Here is a 23811-nt window from a genome sequence, read left to right as displayed (position 1 = left end):
CAGTTATTCCTTTACCTCATTAAATGAGTCACGTTATTACGTCCATAAAATACGCTTTTGTTGTTCTAAGGTAAATGCGTTAATTGCAACTTTATATTAACAGATGTTTAGGCAGGATTGATTGGGGTTTTCAGGCAGATAGTTATTATCAGGCAAGGAGTTCATCACGCGAAAATCTTTTAAATTAATATTGAGTGGCAGGTCTGTTTGTAACTGTGCGAGCTTATAGCTGAGTCTTGCCATCTCCTTACCTTCGGCAAGTTTTTTGGCTTGTTTAGCGCCTAAGTTAGATAGCGATGAAAATAAGGTTGGTAAGCTTCTAAAGGTTTTCAATAATTCGGCGGCTGATTTAGGGCCAATGCCTGCAATACCGGGAATTTTATTACCGCTATCGCCCGCTAATGCCATCAAGTCGAGAAATTGACTGCGTTCGACACCGAGTTTTTGTTCCAATGCAGCGATATCTAAGTACTGCTGATTAAAGTAATCCCACTGGCTGATTTGGCGATGATTGAGCTGACTAAAACCTTTGTCGGTGGACACTATAATGGCTTCACCCTGCGCTTTGGCTGTTTTTATCGCTAGAGTGGCAATCACATCATCTGCTTCAGCCGCCGCATAAATAGAGCCAATGTTCATCATGGTTAAGTGATCTTGCAGCGCAGCAAGGCCTTTTGCCAGCGGCTCTGGCATAGGTTTACGGCCTTTTTTGTAATCGGGGTAAAGCTGTTTACGCCATGAGATTTCATCACCGTCCCACACGATAGCCACATGGGTAGGGCGATGCACCCGCAGCAGTTTAGTACACGCCAAACTGACGCGCTCTGTGAGGCTTTGCATATCGGATTCATCGGGGATCGCCGCATAGATGCGGCGAACCAAGTTGAGACCATCGATGATTAAAAACTTGTTCATGGGCTGTTGTTGCTTCGCTCTCTATTTCACTATTTGATAGCAAGGAATATAGGCGCTTCCTGGAAGCTTCATTCTTTGTTGTTGTACAAATGCACTTAAGAGTTTATCCATCATATCCATGAGCTTAGGATCGCCTTTTAATTGGAAGGGGCCATCACGCTCTATGTGCTTGATTGTTTCCGACTTGACGTTACCCGCCACTATACCTGAAAACGCTTTACGCAGGTTGGCGGCAAGTTCGGCTTTATTGGTTTGGAAGTGTAGATCTAAGTTTGCCATCACTTCGTGGCTTGGGATAAAAGGTAACTGAAACTCAGACTCAATCTTCAGTGCCCACTGATATTGGTAAGCATCACCCGTTGAGCGGCGATAGGCTTTTACTTGCTCCATTCCTTGCTTCATGATGCGTGCCACTTCAGTGGGATTATCTATGATAATTTGGTACTTTTTTTGAGCTTCGGGTCCTAAGGTTGAGGCAATAAACTCATCAATCTTAATGAAGTAATCTGCGCTCTCCGTTGGGCCTGTGAGTATCAGCGGGAAAGGCGTTTGTTGGTTTTCTTCGTTAAGTAAAATACCCAATATATAGAGCAATTCTTCAGCCGTGCCAGCACCGCCAGGGAAGATAATAATGCCGTGGCCTAAGCGCACGAAAGCTTCGAGGCGCTTTTCAATATCGGGTAAGATCACCAGTTCATTGACAATTTGATTCGGTGGCTCGGCGGCAATAATACTTGGTTCAGTTAAACCAATATATCGTGCATTTTTAATCCGTTGCTTGGCATGACCTATCGCCGCACCTTTCATCGGACCTTCCATCGCACCAGGACCACAGCCTGTACAAATATCTAATTCCCTCAGGCCAAGTTGATAACCTACCTCACGTGTGTACTGGTATTCGATGGCATTAATACTGTGTCCGCCCCAACAGACGACCACATTAGGGTCTTTCATCGGTGCTATCGCCCGCGCATTACGCAGAATATCAAACACCACATTGGTGATATGGTGGGCATTGGTCAGATTAATGTGTTTTAGTGAGTCATATCTATCACTGATATAAAGGATATCGCGTAAGACTGAGAACAGATGCTCTTGAATTCCCGTGATAATTTGACCATCGACAAAGGCTTGTTCGGGGGGATTGATCAGTTCTAATTTTACCCCACGCTCCCGTTGTAAAACGTTGATGTCGAAATCATGGTATTGCTCGAATAGGGCTTTAGAGTTGTCGGTTTTTAAACCCGCGGCAAGCACTGCTAAGGAGCAGTTGCGGTACAGTTGGTATAGGGCACTTTTGGCACTATTTTTGAGTCGATCAACTTCAAGTTGCGAAAGCTGATCCATGCTGCCTTTTGGGCTGACTTTTACTATCATTTACCACTCCTTCGTCATGACAGGAGTGATTAGAGGAGGCGTATAGTGGGGCTTAATTATACGTCAATCACAACCCTGTCTCTGCTTTCGTGTTTCGCTTTGTAGAGTGCTGCATCGGCGCGTTCAAAGGTCTCATGTATGAGTTCACTTCCCATAACTTGCGCAGCCCCTATAGATACTGTAACTGTAATTCTCTGATTTTTAAATTTAAATGGAATATTTTTTACTTTCTCGCGCACTCTGTTTAAAAGTTGAGCGATATCAGCAGGGGCTACATCAGGTAATAGCAGTACAAATTCTTCACCGCCATAGCGGGCTACAAATTCTGTATCTCGCAGTGAGTTTTTCAATGCCATTGCTATAACTTGCAAGGTTTTATCACCTGTACTGTGGCCAAAACTGTCGTTGATAGTTTTGAAGTGATCGATATCGGCAACGGCAACCCACAGCGGGGACTTATGCCGTTGATAGTTACGGTATTCTAGCTCCATGCGCTCTTCTAATGCCGCACGGTTAGGCAATTGAGTTAAGCTGTCGAGTAAGTTGAGTTTTTGTTGTTCAAACAAACGCTCTTTGTAGGTGTTAGCCTCACTACTTAACTCATTAAGCTCTTTGCGCATTGTCTCCATCGACTTGCGCAGCAGAGCTTGCTCTCTTTGCTCTAGGGCTTCTTTACGGGCTAATGCCGAGCGGATAGAGTTAAGTTGCTCTGTTAGTTGAGCTTTAAGGTCAACGACGTCTTCCACATCGATAATGATTTCACCTGCGTTATCGACGCGGGTGTTAATCTCACGATTCAGCTGGGTTTTTAATTGGAAGCTACGTTGATTGTGATTGTAAGACTCGCTCACCACCTCACGTACTGCGGCTAAGGCATCATTGAGTGCAAACAAAAACTCTTGGGATGCCGATTTCTCGCGGGCGATATTATCAAGCAATAACGCTAAAATGGTTTGGTAGGCTTCGAGCAAGCTGTCAACTTCAATCTCAGAAGAGAGTACTTCTTTGATCACTAATACTTGGTCACGTTGATCTTTACGGAACTCGATTTCCGAAATCATCTGCGCCAGCTCATGGGCTAGCTGCCTGTGCTTTGGTAAGACATCAAGTTTTTCAGATTCGCTAAATTGTAGCTGTAATATGGTTTCGTAGAAGCCAATGATTTGCTTAACTTTGGGTATATATTCCCATACAGTATGAAAAGGTTTCGCCAGATCTTGCTTGAAGTAATTGACTTCTTTTTTGAGCTTTTCAGGTGCAGAGTTAACACGTTGGATCTGACGGATCACCTGTGACAAACCAGTACGACTCTCTTCGAGTTGTACCATCACATGGTGATATTGGCCTTTTAGCAGGCGCTCGACATCAACTAATTCTGGCAATGCCTCATCGACTCGCTCAAACGTATTTAAGTTATGGCGAAGTTTGGCGAGTTTATTATCCAGCTCAAGATTTTGCCCTTTACAGGCGAGGCTTAAGTGACCAATAAATTGGAGTAATGTCTGTAACTTTGCATTTCTATCTTCATTAACTTCATCAAGGGCAAGTTTGGCCGAATGGAGTTTCTGTTGCAGCAAGGCAAGTTGTGAAACTGTAGCGCTTGAATCCTTCATCCTGAGTATTGTCCTAACTCTGCAAGGCTAAAAAACATGACAATCCTATGTCCAGATTAGCTGTTAACTCATATGATACTAATGTTATAACACTGGGCGTAGAGTGCAAATGCGATTTGCCTGTGACTCTGTGATTAATTACCGATATTGATCAAATATTTTCCAATAATTGCCTATCTTGGTTATTTTCCCAGCAAGGCCAGCGAATATCCTCTTTATTGCCGTTGGTCTCTAATCTGATTAATCCACGCTCAATGCCTTTTTCAAGGTGCAAAAATAACGGGTTTGCAAATAAGCTCAAAGGAACAAAGTCGAGGGCTCTGAGAGCGACATAATAGTCGTTATTTCCACCTAAACTACGGGCACAGGCAAGCGCCATCTGCACTGTTTCAAATTTTAATTTCGCGGCCATTTTAATTTCTGATTTCGCTAAAAGTGGCAAATGCGCAAAGCCAAGACGGAAATTATGTGTGATTTGCTGTTGATCGAGTTTCAGGCGTACTTGGCTGAGTATTTGTGTCGGCTCAATAGGTTGCGTGAACCGAACCGCAAATACCCCTTGGCGTACCACATAAACAGATGCTGCAAGTGCATCCGTTAGATGATTGGCAATTTGCGCTGTTACTGCATCACTAAAATATTGGCCATAGTCCAGATCCGCCGTAAGTTGGGTGGGGAAGGCGATAATCGCGAGTGCCGTTGTGGATTCCTGACTTTGATTATGGCTTAAGTGCGCTAATAATGCGGCATACCCTAAATTGTGAGTGAAGGGTTCCTGTAGCGTTAATTGAGTTAATGCCGCGTTTTTAGCCATTATTTTGCGACGATTTTGTAGCACGAAAACAATCACGAGCAGCAAGAGTCCGGCAATAAGGCTGCAAATGAGCAGTAGCGTGTGAGTGTTGTTGCTTTCTTTCACTGTCTCAACGAGTTTTCCCTGTAGCATGTTGAGCTCAAGTTTAAGCTGTTGCTCTGCAAGGGCAGAGGCCGACACTGGGGAGTCTTTATCTGTCTCGGCTGGCTTTTTACCTAGCTCAATGATACGGGCTTGGGCATCGATGGTTTTTGATAATTCACCTAATTTTTGCGCCGCCGAGGCGATAAGGGTGAGTGCGGATTTTTGTTCATCGACCAGTTTTAAATCGACCGCGAGTGCTAATGCGATATCGGCATGGGCCATCATCAGCGGCCAATCTTGGTTGGTTTGGGCGATTTCACCAATTAAGAGTTCGTTATAAACTTGATAGTGATGGCTTTGTTTTTCTTTGAATATTTGATTGGCCATCAGTAAATATTTTAGGGCGTTAACATTGTCTTTAATATTTGAGTAGGCTTGTCCTAAATTATGGAAATTAAGCCCCTGTGCGATGTAGTTACCGCGTTTTGCATCTAATTGCTGGGCATTTAGGTAGTAATCAATCGCTTTATGCCAATCCCCTTGTTCGCCATAGACCATAGCGATCACTGTCATACAACTTGAAAGATAAGTGTCATTGCCCATCTTTTTAAAGCCAGCTGCGGCTTCATGAGCGTTTTTAAGCGCTTCATCCCACTGCTTTAAGTCACGGTATACTTTAGAAAGTTGCAATTGCAGATTGGTTTTCATTGATGGGTAATTAGAACGATTAGAGATCCGAATCGCTTCACTATAATGCTGTAATGATTTTGTAAGCTGCTGATTAAAATTGTAATAAAAGCCAAGCCTCGCTTCAGCCGCCGCGATTAAGTAATCGTTTCTGAGTTTATAGGCAATGTCGCGGTATGTGTGGAAGTGCATCAGTGCTGGCACTTCTTGGCGGATCAATAAATGTAAGCCACCTAGATGTTCATGAATATTGTGTTTAAGAATTAATGCTTCGATGTCATAGCTGTCGTTGATGCGGGTGAGCGCTTCGTTATAAAGACCAATCGCTTCTTGATATTTCTGTGCAGTACGGCCAAGGTAACGGCCATTTAACATGGCGACCATGGCAAGTTCGTAGGGTGATTGCGCCGCAGTCGATAGGAGTTCAATCAAGCTTTTTGCGTTTTGAAAATCGACCTTGGTTTTAACGTTTGGCTCCATATTGAGGCGGGCCAGTAAATACAAAATCTGTTCAAATTCGAGTGGATTGTAACCTTGCTCTTGGGCTGCGCGCTCAAATTGGTCACGGTTTTGAAATGCAAGGGGAAAGGAAATCGTTTTGTTGAGCGCATCATACATTTGCTGCGGTGATTCTCTTAACTCAACCTCATCCGCTTCAAGATCTCGGCTTTGGACAGTAAAAGGCAGTGACAGCAACAGAGTAAATAAAATAACCGTGAGTTTTTGCATTTGAACTGTGATTCCTCATTCCTTTAGTCAAAGAACTTATTTTGTTAGCTTTTGTTAGCGCCTAATGAGGATGCTACATCGACTTGTTATACTTGGAAAAATCATAAGAAGCATAATAACAGAAGGAAGCAAGAGTGAAACCCAACAGACTATCAATCTTGATATTGAGCGCATTATTTTCGGGTCAAGTATTGGCCGATGTGAAATACCAAATCGACCTTATTAAACCCGAACACCATATTGCCCAAGTGAGTGTCACTTTTCCTGAAGTGAAGACGAACGATTTTACGGTGAATCTCCCTGTGTGGCGGACGGGCAAATATCAAGTATTGCCTTTGGCCGATGGTGTGCGCTTATTTAGTGCTAAAGATAGTCAAGGTCATGAACTGCAATGGAAGCGCACCGCGAGCGGTGAATGGCAAGTGGCGCTCACGCAGCCAACCCGTGTTACCGTCAGTTATCAATTGTATGCTAATGAATTAGGCCAAAGGGTGCGCCATATTGACGCGAGCCATGCCTATTTAGATGCTAGCGGTGTGTTCATGTACAGTCCGCAATTTCGCTCTGAACCAATATCCGTAGAATTAAAAGTGCCTAAAAATTGGCAAAGTTACTCTGGGATGTCATCGGGTAAGGCCGCTCATTCCTTTATTGCCCCTAATTATGATGTGTTGATCGACTCCCCGATTGAAACTGGTATGAGTACCCATAAACAATTTAGTGCTAATGGTAAAAACTATGAATTGGTGTTTTGGGGTGAAGGTAACTATGACACGGATAAAATAGTAAAAGATCTTAAAGCCTTAAGCGGTCAAGCCAAGGTGATTTGGGATGATTATCCTTTTGATCGTTATGTTTATATGGTGCATGCAACGAGTGGTGCCAGTGGCGCGACAGAGCATTTAAACTCTACTGTCATTCAGCTGCCGCGCTTTAGTTTCCGTGAACGCAAGGACTATCTGCGCTTTATTAGCACAGCATCCCATGAGTTTATCCATACCTGGAACGTGAAGGCTTATCGCCCAGAGGGATTAGTTCCCTACGATTATCAACATGAAAATATGACGGAATTACTGTGGATGGCCGAAGGATCTACCAGTTATTTTCAAGATCAGTTGCTGTTGCGGGCTGGAGTCATAACAGTTAAAGAGTTCCTCGAAGATTTAGCCAAGCGCGTCGAGAAAAACCAACTCAATCCGGGTCGTGAAACTCAATCTGTGGCAGAGGCGAGTGCAGGGGAGTGGAGCAGTATCGGTGGCGATTATGCTATTAACCACAGTGTAAATATTTACTCAGAGGGTTACTTAACCTCTTTAGCCTTAGATTTTTCATTACTGCAAGACTCCGAACTTAAGTATTCATATCGCGATGTGCACCGTCGTTTATATCAAGAACATCGCGTACCAAAAGGCTATGGTGTTAGTGATGTTCAGTATATTCTTAAAGACTTATCCGGCAAAGATTATGCACCTTGGTGGCAAGCCAATGTGAATAGTCCCATGAGTTTAGATTTCCCAGAATTATTATCACAGGCAGGGTTAAATCTGTCCTATGGTAAAGATTCAAAAGCTGAGGCATTTGCGGGAATGACCTTGAGCAGTACCCATGGCTCTTTAGTGTTAGACCAAGTGTTGCGTAATGGTCCTGCTTGGCAAGCGGGTATAGTTGCGGGGGATGAAGTATTAGCGATTAATGGTCTCAAGGTGACTGCTGCGGGTTTCTATAAGCGCATCAAAGACTTTAAGGTTGGCGATAGTGTAGAGGTGATATTATTTAGCAACGATAAAATCAAGCAAGTACAGCTCACCCTTGGCGAGCAGCAAAGCGGTAAGCTAGTGCTCAAGGGGGATGCAAAAGCGACTAAACAGCAAAAAGCTTTCTTCAAGACTTGGTTAGGCATTGATTGGCCGTTTGACAATAAAGGCGAGTTAGCGATTAAAGCTTAATGTGGTTAGGACTTCATCTTTAGCATCTAAATGCCTTTGTCTTAAAGCCACCTAAAGTAAAATCGTCATAAAAAAGGCGCAACCATTATTTTGATGGGGGCGCCTTTTCTTATCTTGTACGGCTCAGTCTAACAAGCGAGTTGCAGATCTCGTCTGCTTAACGAGTTTTGCTTAAACTTGTGCGTCTTCGAGTCCACCAAGGGCGGCCACGAGTGCATGCATCAAGGCGACTAACTCGCTGCCCATTAGGGCAAAGTCTGCATCTAAACGAGCCATAGGATCGTCAGTGCCGACTTCATCGTTCCCTGCTCTAAATTCTTCAGAGAATTTAAGGCGCTTCACGCTGGCATCTGATTGCAATAATAGTGCAATCGATTGGCCGAAATGCAGCGCTAACTTGTGTACTTGCTTACCTGTTGCTAAGTGAGCTAACACTTCGTCTTCTTTCAAATCCTGCTGCTTAAAGCGCACAATTCCGCCTTCATCAGCTTCAGATTTGAGCTCGGCTTCGTCTTGCATTTCAAAGGGTAATGGTGCGCTGCCAAGTTTTAACCATTCAGTTAAATTGGATTCGACTGGCGCTTTAAAGCTCAGTGGGATCACAGGTAAACTGCCGAGAGCTTTACGTAATAACGCTAATAATTCTTCGGCCTTAGTGGCACTTGAACTATCAACGAGGATCATTTCTAGCTCAGGTAAAATCAAGGCGTGGGTTTGGCTTCGGCGCGAAAAAGCGCGTGGCAGTAGGCTAGTGATGATTTCATCTTTTAGCGCATCTTTTTCTTTTTTCGCCAGTTTACGATTTTCTTCATCTTCAATGAGAGCCACTTTTTCTTCTAAGGCTTCTTTGATGACTTGGCCTGGCAGAATTTTCTCTTCTTTAGTCACGCAGATCAGATGGCGATTGTCAGCGCTATGGACCAAAGAACTGCCTTTTTTGCCTAACGCATTTGAGAAACCAAATTTACTGACATCTTGGCTTGAGCAGGGGGAGAAAGTGAAATCGGCCAACGCAGTTTCTAGCGCTTCGGTTTCGACGGCAAAAGGTTTATTGAAACGATAAAGAGTAAGATTTTTAAACCACATAAGAGGCGCCCATTGAAAATTAAAGTGGCAGTTTACGGCATAGTTTGGGCGGGGTAAACCTGTGTTCAATAGCTGATTTTTAACTGAGGATCAGAATTCATTAAACTGTAACATAATAATTAGCTTAGCTGCAGCCCGCATTTTTACTGGGTTTTATGCCTGGCTTCGCGTCAGCTTTTTTGCACGCCAACGTTAATGGTCACAATTGAAATAAAATTGAAACACATTCATTGCAAACTTTCGGTCGTTCCAAACCAATAACCAAGACGAACATAACGTCGAAAGGATTAAATGATGAACGTTTTTTGTAAAACTCTACTTGCTTCTGCGCTAGCTTCTGCAACTCTGGCTTCAGCTAATGCCGCTGAGCCACTGACTGTTTATGGTAAGTTGAATGTCACTGCTCAATCAAATGATGAGAAAGGTGATGCTACAACAACTATTCAAAGTAATGCTTCTCGTTTTGGTGTGAAGGGTGATTTTGCGCTGTCTAGCTCGCTGGAAGCTTTCTACACAGTGGAATATCAAGTTGATACAGGTGCAGCATCAAGCGATAACTTTACTGCACGTAACCAATTTGTTGGTTTGAAAGGCGCATTTGGTTCGTTCTCTGTGGGTCGTAATGATACCTTGTTGAAAATTTCTCAAGGTGATGTTGATCAGTTTAACGACCTTTCAGGTGACTTAGGTAAGCTGTTCAAGGGTGAAGTTCGCGCTGCTCAAACGGCGACTTACCTTACGCCTTCCTTTGGTGATTTTGTATTCGGCGTTACCTATGTTGCCGAAGGAAATGATGTAAAAGGTCAATTTGCTCAAGATGGTTTTAGCTTAGCGGCCATGTATGGTGATGCGAAACTGAAGAAAACACCCGTTTATGCCTCTCTTGCTTATGACTCAGATGTGTCTGGATATGAGATTGTTCGTGCCAGCTTACAAGCTAAGTTAGCCGGTATTAAACTGGGTGGTATGTACCAGCAACAAGAGCAAACCTATAAATTTGATTCTGCAACGTCGATGCCAGTTGAAGTCACTGCAGAAAGTGCTAACGGCTATCTATTAAGCGCTGCCTATGATATCGATGCTGTTACTTTAAAAGCTCAGTTCCAAGATATGGAAGAACTTGGTGATTCATGGTCGGTAGGTGCAGACTACAGCTTAGGTAAGCCAACTAAACTATTCGCTTTCTACACGAACCGTTCGTTAGAAGCGTCTACAGATGATGACAAATACATTGGTGTTGGCTTAGAACACAAATTCTAAATCTAGCATTAAAGCTCAATTAAGGAGGCATATAGCCTCCTTTTTTATTGCTATAAACAAACAGTTATATAAACTTATTATGACAAATATTACTACTATATGGCTCAAGCGGCGCACTTATTCATAAATCTGTAATAAAAATGACTAATAATAGCCGTGTTGACATTCACTGACAGAAAATCACTTATGACTGCAAGGATATTGATAGTAGAAGACGAGTTGGCCATCCGCGAGATGCTGACTTTTGTAATGGAACAGCATGGGTTTACAACCTCTGCGGCGGAAGATTTTGATTCGGCCATTGCGCTGCTAAAGGAGCCTTACCCCGATCTGATTTTATTGGATTGGATGTTTCCTGGCGGAAGTGGTATTCAATTGGCGAAACGCTTAAAGCAAGATGAATTTACGCGCCAAATTCCGATCATTATGTTAACCGCCCGCGGTGAAGAGGAAGATAAAGTCAAAGGCCTCGAAGTTGGCGCCGATGATTACATCACTAAACCTTTTTCCCCTAAAGAGCTGGTCGCACGTATTAAAGCCGTATTGCGTCGTAGTGCACCGACTCGTTTAGAAGAAACCATTGATGTACAGGGCTTAATGCTCGATCCTGTGAGTCACAGGGTGAGTGTGGGTGAAACTGTATTAGATATGGGCCCAACCGAATTTCGTTTATTACACTTTTTCATGACCCATCCTGAGCGTGTTTACAGCCGTGAACAGCTGCTCGATAATGTGTGGGGCACCAATGTGTATGTTGAAGACAGAACCGTTGACGTGCATATCAGACGCCTTCGTAAAGCCGTTGAAGAGTCTGGTCATGATCGCTTGATCCAAACGGTTCGTGGCGCTGGTTATCGTTTCTCTACACGCATTTAGTGCTGAATAACTGTTAGGCACAAGTTAGCTTTTACGCTATCTTGTGCTCCTCTTATTTAGCCTGATGTTTGGGTTTATTTATGTCTGACTCTTATTCAGGGTATCGGTTGTTTACGCGCTTAGGTTTATATCTACTGCTTTGCGCGCTAATAGGTTTATTGGTAGGGAAACTTCTCTGGATACTCTTTATCGGCACGCTAGGGTTAGTTTGCTGGCATTACCGGCAATTATCACGGCTTAACTTTTGGTTATGGCGGGATAGGAAACTCACGCCGCCGCAGGGCAGTGGGAGCTGGGAAGGTGTATTTAACGGTATTTATCGCCTTCAAGGGAAGAATCGTCGGCGTGTCGGTCAACTGGCCGCACTGCTGGCACGATTTCGTCAAGGTGCTGAGGCGTTACCCGATGCCGCTGTCGTGCTTGATTCAGAACATAATATTTTATGGTGCAACAAGTTAGCGCAACTCATTCTCGGTTTTGTGTGGCCACAGGATAATGGTCAACGAATCGATAATTTAATCCGTCATCCTGATTTTTCTGCTTACATTAAATCCGCACAATACAAAGAGCCGCTGGAGTTACCTTCGCCAGTATCGGATAAGCGTTTGCTTGAAATCCGTATCATGGCTTACGGTGACAGACAGTTACTGTTAATTGCGCGGGATATCACTCGTATACGTCAGCTTGAGGGAATGCGTAAAGAGTTTGTCGCTAATGTGTCGCATGAATTAAAAACGCCGCTCACTGTGCTACAGGGTTATCTCGAAATGATGCAAAGCATGGCAGAGCCTGATTCGATGAACGTCAAGCCGTTAGCATTGATGCAGCAGCAGACGCGACGAATGCAATCTATGGTCGAACAGCTATTGATGTTATCGCGAATTGAAGATGCGGCGGATATTAACCTCGAAAACACTGTGAATATGACGCAGTTGATGGAGGTGCTCAAGGAGGAAGCTAAGGCGCTGGCACAAGATAAGTATGAGTTGAGTTTCTATTGTGAGCCTGGACTTGATTCTCACGGCAATGAATTGCAGCTGAGAAGTGCCTGTTCTAACTTGATTTCTAATGCGATTCGTTACACAGAACCTGGCGGGAAAATTACAGTGCAGTGGTGCAGTGTGGCTACGGGTGCCATCTTTAGCGTAACGGATACGGGTGAAGGTATTGCGGCTCAGCATATTGGTCGATTAACGGAACGCTTTTATCGGGTAGACAGTGCGCGCTCAAGGCAAACCGGTGGTAGTGGTTTAGGTTTAGCGATAGTAAAACATGCGCTTAACCACCATCACAGTAAGCTTAAAATCAGCAGTGAAGTCGGTAAAGGCAGTACTTTTAGCTTTATTATCCCTTTGCATCTTATCGAACGTAAGAAATAGTATGTGTGAGTGAAATATTTACAATAAATATTAAAAACAGGCCATTAGGGCCTGTTTTTATTTCTAGGTTTATTGAGTCTTTATTATACCAATAGTATTAAATATCTGTTCATTCAGCGCGTTGAAATCCGCCCTTCGGGAGCCACACAGGCATCCCACTCCGGTGTTGCATGAATGACCATTTCTGCGTCAATGCGCCTTGGATTTAAATGCCTGTGAGGCTCTGAACTGATTAGATATTTAATGTGATTGGTATTAATGACAGAAAAAAGCGATAAATAGTGCATTGTCATTTAAGTGTCATATCACGGACATAGAATTGTCATTGTAGCGATTGATACTGGCTGCGTCTGAAGAAACTTAAGTTACAAATTAGTTAGCTTACTACTGGAGCACATAATGAAACTGAAAAAGCTTGTCGGCGCGATTACTCTAACAGCCGCTGGTGTATTCTCTGCCACTGCGATGGCATCGATTGATCCATCTTTGCCTACTTATGAAAAAGCGAGCGGTGTATCTGGCAACTTATCATCTGTAGGGTCAGATACCTTAGCCAACATGATGACACTTTGGGCAGAAGAATTTAAACAAATGTACCCTAACGTCAACATTCAGATCCAAGCGGCGGGTTCTTCTACTGCGCCACCAGCGTTGACTGAAGGCACTTCACAGTTCGGTCCGATGAGCCGTAAGATGAAGCCTAATGAAGTTGAAGCGTTCGAAAAGCATTTTGGTTATAAGCCAACTGCGATTCGTGTAGCTATCGATGCTTTAGCCGTATTCGTGCACAAAGATAACCCAATCAAAGGCTTAAGCGTTGAGCAAGTTGATGGCATTTTTTCTTCAACTCACAAATGTGGTAGCAGTGACATCCAACGTTGGGGCGATTTAGGCTTAGACGGTAACTGGTCTGCCAAAGACGTTCAACTTTACGGTCGCAACTCAGTATCGGGCACTTACGGTTACTTTAAAGAGCACGCGCTTTGTAAAGGTGACTTTAAAGCTAACGTAAACGAGCAACCTGGTTCAGCTTCTGTTGTGCAATCTGTTTCTCAATCTTTGAATGCGATTGGCTACTCAGGTATCGGTTACAAAACTGCAGGTGTTAAAGCTGTTGCCATCGCTAAGAAAGGCAATGAGTTTATCGAAGCTACAGCTGAAAACGCGGCTAATGGTACTTACCCACTATCACGTTACTTATACGTTTACGTGAACAAGCAACCAAACAAAGACTTAGCACCAATGGAAAAAGAATTCCTGCGTTATGTGTTGTCTAAGCAAGGTCAGCAAGTGGTAGAAAAAGACGGTTATGTACCTGTGCCTAATAGCGTAGTTGCTAAAGATTTAGAGCAAGTAGGTATTCGCTTGTAAGCCAAACGGCTTGTTAATCAAGGACCTCTCAGGAGGTCCTTTTTGTTTTTGTGGTTTTAAATGTGTAATGATGTCAGGTTTAGACCAAATTAAAGACATAAAAAAAGCAACCTAAGTAGGTTGCTGTAAATTCCAATTCGGAATCTTGGGACGGTCGCGCTAGAAACCATCTAAAGGAGAATGATGATGAACGAAGAAACTCATTACAAAGATTCGGTTCATAATATCTGACTCAGCATCATCAAATTAGTTCAGGGAAAGTGCGAAATATTTTAAATAATTTTGCATTTTGTTTTTATAAAAAGAGGCTGACTCGATTTTTGCCAAGTTTGCACGTCTCAATTTTAGCTGCTTCTACTGTGACTACCGATAAATCCAGCAAGCTAGAGATAGCTTATTGCAAACTCGGTACCTACACCCAAAGATGAACTGTTACAAAAAACTTGTTCCTAAGGATCTTTAAAGCTCAGTTACGATTTGCCTCTGAGTAAATTTGCAGTCGATAATACCTTCCAATGATTAGTGATAAGTTATCAAGCCCGTCACCACAGCAAGGTAACTAATAACTCACTATTTAGAACATACCGCTCAAAACTTGAATATCGAGGCGACAGTGTTGCAACCAACTAAGAGTACATTAGCTGATGTAGCCCCTTGGGATTTAACCCGAGATTACCATTCTTTTGCGAATACCGAACAAGTGCAAGTGACCCATGTCTCTTTGGATGTCATGGTGGATTTTGACGCGCAGCGTCTTTTCGCTAAAGCGACGCTGTCCTTGGATTTTCTTGAGTGTGATGTAACAGAGCTTTGGCTTGATAGTCGAGATCTAACCATACTTGCTGTGACTTGCTTTAATGGTATAGAGGGGGTGAATGCATTAACAGAAATGGATGATGAACCGCTCGACTTTGTGCTTAATGAAGCTGACCCCATCCTCGGGCAAAAATTGTGTATCACGTTACCAGAATCTCCATGCAAGCAGGTTTGTATTCACTATCAAACCTCTCCGTCCGCCCAAGGATTACAGTGGCTAGCGCCAGAGCAAACCGCGGGTAAACAGTTACCTTACCTCTTTAGTCAATCGCAACCGATCAATGCCCGCAGTTGGATCCCATTACAAGATACGCCTAAGGCGCGGATCACTTTTGATGCTAAGGTGCAAGTGCCCAAAGGCATGCGCGCCGTTATGAGCGCGATGAATCATCCCGATACGCCACTTAATGGTGTGTTTCACTTTGAGATGGAACAGCCTATTCCGACCCATTTAATGGCCTTGGCTGTGGGTGATATTGCCTTTCAAGCGATAGGTCCAAGATGCGGCGTGTATACCGAGCCGAGCCTGCTAGCGGCCGCCGCAAAAGAGTTTGAAGATACTGAAAATATGCTCGACGTTGCCGAGTCATTGTTAGGTCCTTACGTATGGGGCCGCTATGACATGATTATCTTGCCGCCGAGTTTCCCATTCGGTGGAATGGAAAATCCGCGTTTAGCCTTTTTAACGCCCACACTCATTGCTGGCGATAAAAGCTTAGTGTCAACCGTTGCCCATGAGTTAGCGCATTCTTGGACGGGCAATTTGGTCAGTAATGCGACTTGGCGTGATCTCTGGTTAAACGAAGGTTTCACGACCTATTTTACTAACCGTATTGTCGAGGCTGTCTACGGCAAAGAACAGGCAGAATTAGAATGGGTAATAGAGTTTGGTCGCTTAAAAGAAGAAATCGCGTCTTTGCCTACGGGTAAGCAAACTTTACCCGCTAATGTGCAGCAGGACGATCCTAATCTTGCTTTTAATCGATTTACTTATGATAAGGCTTCGATGTTTGTCCATGATTTAGAGCGCAGGCTAGGGCGAGTAGAGTTTGATAAATTTTTACTCACTTATGTGAATCATTTTGCGTTTAAAGCCATTACCACCGAAGTGTTTGTCGAGTACGCAAAACAAACTTTACTGCAATTACACGCAGATAAAATCACTGAAGCTGAACTATTAACGTGGATTTATGGTGAAGGCTTACCTGAGGGCTATTGCGGACCAACATCCATGAGTTTAGATAAAGTCGATGATGCGCTGGCGTGTTTTCTACAGGGAACGGCAGCGGGCCGATTAAGCGTTAAAGATTGGCGAGTGCACCATTGGCAATATTTTCTGACCCAATTACCTGAAGTCGTTAGTCAAGTTCAATTGATGGATCTGGATGAAACCTTCCAATTAACCCAATCGACTAATGCAGAAATTGCCTGTGATTGGTTTCGAGTCGCGATTCGTAATCATTATGATCCTGTGTTGCCGGCATTAAGTGCCTATTTAGTGCGTATTGGACGCGGTAAATTTGTGCGGCCACTCTATGCTGAGTTACAAATTGCGGGATATCACTCTGAATTAAAAGACATCTATACAAAGGCTCGTGCAGGCTATCATCCTTCGATTCAAGTTCAATTGGACAAATCACTCAGCTTATAGAAATTTAGGTAAAAAAAATGGCAACCTATTGGTTGCCACAAAGAAATCAGTGTGGGATACAAATAGAATTCAATGCGCTAGCGTGTTTTCTATTGTGTCCCAAAAGGGAGATGATGATGAACGACCAACCAATTCGACTCAATGCGATAAAACAGAAACTGTGTCATTTGAGGGTATGAAACTGCGACTTCACATATTTCATTCTCAAGGTGCATTTAATCTTATCTGTTAATCCTTACCTATACTCAGAGTCACCATTTTTAATTAAGTTCACTGATATCAGAAAAAAATCCCAAAAAGTTTAAAAAAGATTTTATGGGACATTTTTCTGGGGAATACTGAGTACTCACACTTAAGTGTTACATTTTTTCTACATTAAAATCATGGGGATAAAAAATTAAACGCGTGTCAGTTTATTAATCTATAAGCTAGCGTTAGCGCTTGTTGAAATTTGAGTAAAAAAAATGGCAACCTAAGGTTGCCACAAGGAAATCAGTGCGGGATACAAATAGAATTCAGTGCGCTAGCGTGTTTTCTATTGCGTCCCAAAAGGGAGATGATGATGAACGACCAACCAATTCGACTCAATGCGATAAAACAGAAACTGTGTCATTTGAGTGCATGAAACTGCGACTTCACATATTTCATTCTCAAGGTGCATTTAATCTTATCCGTTAATCCTTACCTATACTCAGAGTCGCCATTTTTAATTAAGTTCACCGATATCAGAAAAAAGACAAAAAAAGTTTTTGAGAGATATTGAGTGCCCACACTTAGTTGTTACATTTATATTACATATAAAATAAAGGGATAAAAAAAGGCAACCTAATGGTTGCCTAATGACCTATTCCTAGGTCAAGGGGACTGCGCTAGAAGCCCCAGGGAGATGATGAACATGAAAAAGACATTCACTGTTCAATACATTTGAGGGGCCTTGTACGGTTAAAGTTCCATAAAAAATTAAAATAAATCTAAATTTTTATAAATTGCAAGATTTCAAATAGATAGTGATTAAATTATTTTAGCAAAGCAGCAATTTTACTTTCTAATGCTTCGGGTTTGGTCGTTGATGCAAATCTTTCGATTGCTTCGCCTTGGCGATTAACTAAAAATTTAGTGAAATTCCATTTAATACCTTGAGTGCCTAATACGCCGGGAGCGGCTTTCTTAAGGTATTGATAAAGTGGATGCGTATGTTCGCCATTCACTTCTATTTTAGAAAATAGCGGAAACGTCACGCCAAAATTCAATTCACAAAAGGCTTGAATGCCTTGTTCATCGGCTTTTTCTTGGGCGCCAAATTGATTGCAAGGAAAGCCTAAAATCACTAATCCTTGATCTTTGTATTTTTGATATAGCGCTTCTAATCCTTTGTATTGCGGTGTAAATCCACATTCACTGGCGGTGTTGACGATTAAGAGTACTTTGCCCCGATACTGCTCTAAGCTTACCGCGTTGCCTTGAATGTCTGTTGCTGATTGGCTGTATATATTCGTAGTCATGTTCACCTCCGTAGGATCTTAGCCAAACAGCATAAACCTTAAAATAATTTTCAGCAATATAATTGCGCGCAATTTATTTTGTGGGTTTGCTAATTTACTTAATTATCAATATAGTTACAGCAATTTTGTGGCTAAAGAAAAGGGCATCTGTGTGATAGAAAATGACGCAGAATACGAAACAAACATGCAAGCGGATGTGGGGCAAGTAGTTCAACAACTCACTGAAGTTGAAGGCGAAGAACAGGCTGAAGTGTTTAGTGAAATTCTGAATGACTCAGAACCTGGAACCATAGCCTTAGCGCTTGAATCCTTGCCCTTGGATGAGCGTTATGAGCGTTGGCAGCAAGTTGAATTTGCTGACAGAGTGACTGTGCTGAGCCTGATGCGTGCCGATCCACGTATGGGGATCCTGAAGCGGATGCCTGACAATGAAGTGGATTTGTTATTTGCGCAATTAAGCCCTGAAGATTTAATTGAGTGGAGTGATTATCTTCCTGAAAGTTTTACCGATCGTGCCTTGGCTCAGATGGGGGAGCGTCAGCGACAACGATTCGAACTTTATGATCAATACTCTGAGAATGAAATCGGCCGTTATACCGATCATCAAATGTTGGTGCTCAGTGATAAGGCGACAGTTGCTCAAGCGCAGCGCTTCTTTCGCCGTATAGAGCTCGATTGTAACGACAATTTGTTTATCGTTGATGATCTGGATAAGTATCAAGGTACTGTTCGTCGTTATGATATTTTTAAACATAATCCCGATGAGTTATTGATTTCACTTTTGTCTGAGGACTGCCGTGCGTTATCCGCCGATACGAGTCTTTTGGAAGCGGCCGAAGCGATAGAGCACAGCCGCGAAATTGAATTGCCTGTGATTGATGAGTCCGGAGAGTTAATCGGCCGAGTGACGCTACGAACCGCAACGGCATTAGTGCGTGAGCATTATGAGGCGCAGTTGATGGCAACAGCGGGTATGGATGAATCCGACGACTTGTTCGCCCCTATTATGAAAGGTGCTCAGCGCCGTGCAGTATGGCTTGGGATCAATTTACTGACGGCTTTCCTTGCCTCAGCGACTATTGGTTTATTTGAAAATGTCCTATCGCAAGTGGTTGCATTAGCTGTGTTGATGCCGATTGTCGCTTCTATGGGCGGTATCGCGGGGAGCCAGTCTCTAACGCTAATGATCCGCGGTATGGCCATGGGACAGATTTCGGCGGGTAACTTGTTTTCGCTAATGAAAAACGAACTCGGCATTGGCATAGTTAACGGATTTTTGTGGGCGATAGTGATAGGTTTAGTCTCTGGCTGGTGGTTCGGTGAAGCGACGATAGGCATAGTGATTGGCTGTGCGATATTGATTAATATGGCCGTTGCCGCTATTGCTGGGGTGATAGTGCCTATGGTGTTGCAGAAGTTTAATCAAGATGCGGCGTTATCGGGTTCAGTGATCTTAACGACAGTGACCGATGTGGTGGGTTTCTTTACTTTCTTAGGTATGGCGACGTTGTTATATCTGTAGCGTGGGTTCTTGGGTGAGTTTGGAAGATGAATGCACGGCAATTTGGTGTGCATTCACCGTATGTTGGGAACATTAACGGTTTAATCTGGATATGAATAACATTCAGTTTGTTATAGGTAAAAAGCCGGAAGAATTAGCGCTGGCGGCACAATTAATTGATGGGCGTGATGATAATGCTCATCCGTTGGATCATCAGGTCTTTTTCCATTCCCGTGCGGTGATCTTAGCGAAAACTATCGAGGGTGAGATAGTCGGTTGCGCCGCGATAAAAGCTGGTAAAGGCACTGTCGATAAAGGCACTGTCGGTGAACTGGGTTATCTGGTGGTGTCGCCCCATTATCGACGTCAAGGCATAGCACAAGGGTTAACGCAAAAACGTATCGAAGTGGCTAAGGCTTTAGGGATATTGATTTTATACGCCACAATTCGCGCCGAGAACACGTCGAGTCAAGCTAATTTATTGAAGGCAGGTTTTCAATTTTGGCGTAATTATTTGAGTATCCGTGGCACAGGAAATACTGTGGGTTGGTATTACTTAGCTTTAAGCGTTAATGTCGATGCTGAAGCGATAATGCAGTCTTTAGTTGGCGATCGTACCCCGGCGGTCTAATTGTATTGTAAGTGAAAAGACTTAGATCTTAATGTGTTTTCATCTTGTTTTACATTTGTATATTCCTCGCAAATAATCCCTCTTTATACGCAAATAGGCTGATTTTCTTTATTTATTCGGTATGATCCGCGGCTATTACCCACAGTCATTATTGAGGTGTTTTTTTATGGCTAAGTTCAGAGTAGCAAGTGTCTTATTATTGAGTGCAGCAGCGCTGCAAGTGAATGCGTCAGAATTTAATCTTGGGTTGAACAACGATGTGGTTTCAACTGAGTTAGAACTGCAATTGAACAAAGATACTAACGCAGTTTTGGGTTATATCTATGCGGATGAAGGCGGCCATATCGCTCAAGGTGCAATGCACATGACCCATGATGCGGGTGTGCATCACTTTGAGGTTGGTGCTCAGTTAAGCCAGCTTTGGTCTGACTATTCACCCAATGGCAGTGCTGTTTCTGTTGGTGGTCGTTATGCACTATCAATGGGACCCAATATTTCACTGCACGCTGCGGCTTACTATGCACCGTCTGTATTGTCATTTGGCAATGTTGATGGTCATTATGAATTAGACTCAAAAGTGCAATACCGTATAACGCCAAATATGGCACTTTATGTTGGTTACCGCAAGATTGCCTTCGAATACGATGATGCCCGCAATTTTACTTTCGAAGATGGTGTGTATATTGGCGGTAAATTCCGTTTCTAAGCACAAGGCTTATTGATTTAGCTGTATTGCGATCGAGATGTCGAATTAAAGAGCCGGCGAGGTTAACTTCGCCGGCTTTTCCATTTCGCCTTTAGCTCACTGTAGCTTGGTAATATGGATGATAAAATGACCAATCCAATCCCGATTAAAATCACTAGGCTGAGTTCTTCATCGAGTATCCACCAGCCTAACAAGGCTGCAAAAATCAATCCTGTATATTCTACTGGTGCCATTTGGCTCGCATCGGCACGTCGATAGGCATGGATGATGAGATAGGTCATGGCAATGTAAAATAGTCCCAAAGTCAGCCCCACTTGCGCCACTGGTAAACTAAATTCGGCGCCTTCGTATAAGGTCGCAGGTATCAGAAATATCATCGCAAAGGCATTAGACCAAAAGAGCATGGAAAAAGGATGTTCATGGGTCGAATAGGCCTTTAAAATCAAACTATTCAACGCTGATGTCATGGCACCGAAAAAGGCTAAACCTATGTACAGGTTAAATTCTGTTGGTTGGCTGATAAGCAAAATACCGCTAAAGCCGATAAGACCTGCGACCGTGCGTCGATAACCAATACGTTCATTTAAAAAAATGGCCGATAGCACTAGCAGTAACAAGGGTGAGGTATAAATCACGGCTGTTACTGTTGCGAGTGGAAGATGCAAAATAGCGAGCATAAAAATGGCGTTGCCCAGTCCAATCAATAGCGCGCGGGCGAGATGTACTTTGTAAAAAGGACTCAGTTTAAGATTACCTTGTAAGTGCCACACAAAAGGCAGTACAAGCAGGGTGGCAAATAATTGCCTGTAGAGCACCAGTTGAAAAACAGGCGCATTGGTTTCAAGCAACTTAACCAATAGGTTACCGCTGGCAATCAGTAGTTGTGCGGCTAAAATCATCAATAGAGGCTGCATAGGATCCCAGCAAAAATAAGTCAGTATTAAGGTGTATCTTGAATTTCATGCCGCAGTTTGGACTTTGAGACTAAAATAGCATCATAAGGTATGGTATATCCGACTAATTTAGCCTAACTGATTGTAAAAAACTAAATGTAGCCATAAAGTTAACCTACAAATCCAACTATCGACTAAGATTGACAGCATTAGCATTTTCTTCATAGCTGTAAAAATGATCTATGGCCCTTTAACTAAATAAGCCGATGAACAAACTTAAACAAACTCTATTTGGGTGTTTTTTACTTTTCTTGTGGACATTAAGTCCCTCTGTATTAAGCGCTGAAATTGCGTTGGACTCCCCGTATTTGTTCCATGCTAAAGCGGATCAACAGCCTCCTGAGCGGTTTGAAACCGTGCCCCATTGGATGGGACAACTCGACGAAGCTAGTTCGGTCAGCTTAACCGGTGGCGATTATTGGATGATTACACCTGTGATGGTCAATCAACGTCAATCAAACTGGGTAGTGGATGCAAGTAATTCGATTATTGAATCCGTAGATTATTGGATACTCGGCAGTGACGGCAGCGTACAACATGCCCACAGTGGCTACACTGCTCCATACCAGTTTTTATTCGATTATGGCCGTAAGGTCACCTTGAATATGGGCACGGATTATTGGTTGGTGGTGAAGCTGAGTAGCCGTTATTACTCCTCTCCCCCTGAGATAGCATTGCAAAGTGTGGCGGATCATCAACTTATGTCTGACCGTCTCGCAATGGCAGTGCTGTTGTGTTTGGGCGGCTTATTGTTTATCGCCTTATATAATATTTTGATTTATATCTCTATTCTTGATAAAGCGTTTCTCTACTATGGTCTTTACGTATTTGCCTATTTTGGTGGCTGGGCACTGACTTTCCATTTGCCTGCACACTTATTTAATTTCCATTACCTCGAGTTGCATCATCTGTTTTTCATCAGTTTGCCCATTTTTAATATCATGTTTTACAAGCACTTCCTGCAGTTACCTAGTTACTCTCCGCGGCTGTGGCGTCTTAGTCAGTATTTAATGTTTGCCTGCATTGTGGCTCTGCCGACCAGTATTTGGTTGTTATCCTATACGGCAATTATTGCTTCTGTACTGATTATGCTATGGATTGCTTTAGCGATTACCTGCGGTAATGTGTGTTTGATGAAAGGCTTTGCTCCTGCACGTTATTTTATTCTTGCCTTTACCTGCTTGCTGTTACCTGCGGTGATTATTTTACCCGGAAATATGGGGTTAACCCCTGATTTTATCGAACATGCTGAGCTGGCGACACTGATGGGCGGCACGGCCGATGCGTTGCTGCTGTCCTTAGCGTTAGCGAATAAGCTGAAATTACTTGCTGAGGAACGTAAGGCGCATATTGAAGAGTTAGCGATTGCATGGGAAAAGGCACGTTTAGATGGATTAACGCGAGTCGGTAATCGTTATGCCTTTGACGAATATATGAACTCACAATTAGGATTTGCCGATAAAGTCGTGCAACCGATGGCGTTAGCATTATTGAATATCGATAGTCTGAAAAGTGTCAATGAAACACTCGGCCATCAAGAAGGCGATAGATTATTGCTGTTGATAGTGCAGTTATTGCAAGCAACAGACTTAGCGCACATGAAGGTTTATCGTATTAGTGGTGACGAGTTTGTGATTGTGACGCCTTCTGCTGGTATCCAGTTATTACAGAGTGCTTTGAGTGGCTTAGGTGAAGAATTAGCAAGCCATGGTTTTAAAGATTGCCAGTGTAGTTTTGGGATGTCGTTAAACACTGAGGTCGCAGATCCCCATGAGTGGTTGCGTTCTGCTGACACTCACTTATATCAATCGCGTATGGATAAGCGTCGTCAAGAGTATGCAGATACTCGCGGTGTCGATGTGAGGCTACATTTAAGCTAGCTATTGAAAATTTAAAATAATCGTTTTATACCAA

17 protein-coding genes are annotated in these 23811 nt (G+C 43.1%); 10 read left to right on the top strand and 7 right to left on the bottom strand.

What is annotated here, in order from left to right; genetic code table 11:
• Positions 1–96 precede the first annotated feature (96 nt).
• The 4 genes from xni to KFE26_RS10180 form a co-directional block, all read right to left on the bottom strand.
• On the bottom strand, positions 97–915 hold the full coding sequence (xni, locus tag KFE26_RS10195; RefSeq protein WP_212600332.1) for a flap endonuclease Xni: 819 nt from the start codon (positions 913–915) through the stop codon (positions 97–99).
• Positions 916–936: 21 nt separating this feature from the next.
• Positions 937–2292 (bottom strand): nucleotide 5'-monophosphate nucleosidase PpnN, encoded by a 1356-nt coding sequence (ppnN, locus tag KFE26_RS10190; RefSeq protein WP_028760679.1) that lies wholly within the window; start codon positions 2290–2292, stop codon positions 937–939.
• Positions 2293–2348: 56 nt separating this feature from the next.
• Positions 2349–3905: a GGDEF domain-containing protein gene (locus KFE26_RS10185; RefSeq protein ID WP_105249767.1), complete on the bottom strand. Its 1557-nt coding sequence runs from the start codon at positions 3903–3905 to the stop codon at positions 2349–2351.
• Positions 3906–4056: 151 nt separating this feature from the next.
• The gene (locus KFE26_RS10180; RefSeq protein ID WP_212600331.1) at positions 4057–6219 is read right to left on the bottom strand and encodes a lipopolysaccharide assembly protein LapB; all 2163 of its coding nucleotides are present in this window, start codon (positions 6217–6219) and stop codon (positions 4057–4059) included.
• Between the two features lie 134 nt (positions 6220–6353).
• Between KFE26_RS10180 and KFE26_RS10175 the strand changes: the two genes are divergently transcribed.
• Entirely contained in the window at positions 6354–8165 is a 1812-nt protein-coding gene (locus KFE26_RS10175; RefSeq protein ID WP_212600330.1) for a M61 family metallopeptidase, read from the top strand.
• A 171-nt stretch (positions 8166–8336) separates the two neighbouring features.
• On the opposite strand, the gene rdgC is transcribed toward KFE26_RS10175, so the two are convergent.
• A complete protein-coding gene (gene rdgC / locus KFE26_RS10170; RefSeq protein WP_113941038.1) occupies positions 8337–9251 on the bottom strand; it encodes a recombination-associated protein RdgC in 915 nt (304 codons plus the stop codon).
• Positions 9252–9542: 291 nt separating this feature from the next.
• Between rdgC and KFE26_RS10165 the strand changes: the two genes are divergently transcribed.
• From KFE26_RS10165 to KFE26_RS10145, 5 genes are all read left to right on the top strand, one after another.
• A complete protein-coding gene (locus KFE26_RS10165; RefSeq protein WP_168823290.1) occupies positions 9543–10511 on the top strand; it encodes a porin in 969 nt (322 codons plus the stop codon).
• A gap of 186 nt (positions 10512–10697) precedes the next feature.
• Entirely contained in the window at positions 10698–11387 is a 690-nt protein-coding gene (gene phoB / locus KFE26_RS10160; protein ID WP_006085167.1) for a phosphate regulon transcriptional regulator PhoB, read from the top strand.
• An 80-nt stretch (positions 11388–11467) separates the two neighbouring features.
• A complete protein-coding gene (gene phoR / locus KFE26_RS10155; protein ID WP_212600329.1) occupies positions 11468–12766 on the top strand; it encodes a phosphate regulon sensor histidine kinase PhoR in 1299 nt (432 codons plus the stop codon).
• Between the two features lie 399 nt (positions 12767–13165).
• Positions 13166–14137: a PstS family phosphate ABC transporter substrate-binding protein gene (locus KFE26_RS10150; RefSeq protein ID WP_113941039.1), complete on the top strand. Its 972-nt coding sequence runs from the start codon at positions 13166–13168 to the stop codon at positions 14135–14137.
• A gap of 613 nt (positions 14138–14750) precedes the next feature.
• On the top strand, positions 14751–16604 hold the full coding sequence (locus tag KFE26_RS10145; protein WP_212600328.1) for a M1 family metallopeptidase: 1854 nt from the start codon (positions 14751–14753) through the stop codon (positions 16602–16604).
• Between the two features lie 1016 nt (positions 16605–17620).
• On the opposite strand, the gene KFE26_RS10140 is transcribed toward KFE26_RS10145, so the two are convergent.
• Positions 17621–18106: a glutathione peroxidase gene (locus tag KFE26_RS10140; RefSeq protein ID WP_106651117.1), complete on the bottom strand. Its 486-nt coding sequence runs from the start codon at positions 18104–18106 to the stop codon at positions 17621–17623.
• Between the two features lie 151 nt (positions 18107–18257).
• Here KFE26_RS10140 and KFE26_RS10135 point away from each other — a divergent pair, with 151 nt between their 5' ends.
• From KFE26_RS10135 to KFE26_RS10125, 3 genes are all read left to right on the top strand, one after another.
• Complete coding sequence (locus tag KFE26_RS10135; protein WP_028760672.1) at positions 18258–19628, top strand: magnesium transporter; 1371 nt, start codon at positions 18258–18260, stop codon at positions 19626–19628.
• 91 nt (positions 19629–19719) lie between these two features.
• The gene (locus KFE26_RS10130) at positions 19720–20238 is read left to right on the top strand and encodes a GNAT family N-acetyltransferase (protein ID WP_212600327.1); all 519 of its coding nucleotides are present in this window, start codon (positions 19720–19722) and stop codon (positions 20236–20238) included.
• Positions 20239–20404: 166 nt separating this feature from the next.
• Positions 20405–20944, top strand: a complete 540-nt coding sequence (locus KFE26_RS10125; RefSeq protein ID WP_028760670.1) for a YfaZ family outer membrane protein — start codon at positions 20405–20407, stop codon at positions 20942–20944.
• A gap of 62 nt (positions 20945–21006) precedes the next feature.
• Here KFE26_RS10125 and KFE26_RS10120 read toward each other — a convergent pair whose 3' ends face one another.
• The gene (locus KFE26_RS10120; protein WP_212600326.1) at positions 21007–21858 is read right to left on the bottom strand and encodes a DMT family transporter; all 852 of its coding nucleotides are present in this window, start codon (positions 21856–21858) and stop codon (positions 21007–21009) included.
• 245 nt (positions 21859–22103) lie between these two features.
• On the opposite strand from KFE26_RS10120, the gene KFE26_RS10115 reads away from it, so the two are divergent.
• Complete coding sequence (locus KFE26_RS10115) at positions 22104–23777, top strand: diguanylate cyclase (protein WP_212600325.1); 1674 nt, start codon at positions 22104–22106, stop codon at positions 23775–23777.
• Positions 23778–23811 lie beyond the last annotated feature (34 nt).

The organism is Shewanella sp. M16 (assembly GCF_018224605.1).
In the GTDB taxonomy this organism is placed as follows: domain Bacteria; phylum Pseudomonadota; class Gammaproteobacteria; order Enterobacterales; family Shewanellaceae; genus Shewanella; species Shewanella oncorhynchi.
The sequence above is the reverse complement of the archived record's forward strand: the minus strand, read 5'-3'. Positions and strand labels throughout refer to the sequence as shown.

Coding starts and splice junctions, on each gene's coding strand:
- KFE26_RS10115 (WP_212600325.1), top strand. CDS start 22,104: ATGAACAAACTTAAACAAACTCTATTTGGGTGTTTTTTACTTTTCTTG.
- phoR (WP_212600329.1), top strand. CDS start 11,468: ATGTCTGACTCTTATTCAGGGTATCGGTTGTTTACGCGCTTAGGTTTA.
- xni (WP_212600332.1), bottom strand. CDS start 915: ATGAACAAGTTTTTAATCATCGATGGTCTCAACTTGGTTCGCCGCATC.
- KFE26_RS10125 (WP_028760670.1), top strand. CDS start 20,405: ATGGCTAAGTTCAGAGTAGCAAGTGTCTTATTATTGAGTGCAGCAGCG.
- ppnN (WP_028760679.1), bottom strand. CDS start 2,292: ATGATAGTAAAAGTCAGCCCAAAAGGCAGCATGGATCAGCTTTCGCAA.
- KFE26_RS10185 (WP_105249767.1), bottom strand. CDS start 3,905: ATGAAGGATTCAAGCGCTACAGTTTCACAACTTGCCTTGCTGCAACAG.
- KFE26_RS10150 (WP_113941039.1), top strand. CDS start 13,166: ATGAAACTGAAAAAGCTTGTCGGCGCGATTACTCTAACAGCCGCTGGT.
- phoB (WP_006085167.1), top strand. CDS start 10,698: ATGACTGCAAGGATATTGATAGTAGAAGACGAGTTGGCCATCCGCGAG.
- KFE26_RS10180 (WP_212600331.1), bottom strand. CDS start 6,219: ATGCAAAAACTCACGGTTATTTTATTTACTCTGTTGCTGTCACTGCCT.
- KFE26_RS10140 (WP_106651117.1), bottom strand. CDS start 18,106: ATGACTACGAATATATACAGCCAATCAGCAACAGACATTCAAGGCAAC.
- KFE26_RS10120 (WP_212600326.1), bottom strand. CDS start 21,858: ATGCAGCCTCTATTGATGATTTTAGCCGCACAACTACTGATTGCCAGC.
- rdgC (WP_113941038.1), bottom strand. CDS start 9,251: ATGTGGTTTAAAAATCTTACTCTTTATCGTTTCAATAAACCTTTTGCC.
- KFE26_RS10130 (WP_212600327.1), top strand. CDS start 19,720: ATGAATAACATTCAGTTTGTTATAGGTAAAAAGCCGGAAGAATTAGCG.
- KFE26_RS10165 (WP_168823290.1), top strand. CDS start 9,543: ATGATGAACGTTTTTTGTAAAACTCTACTTGCTTCTGCGCTAGCTTCT.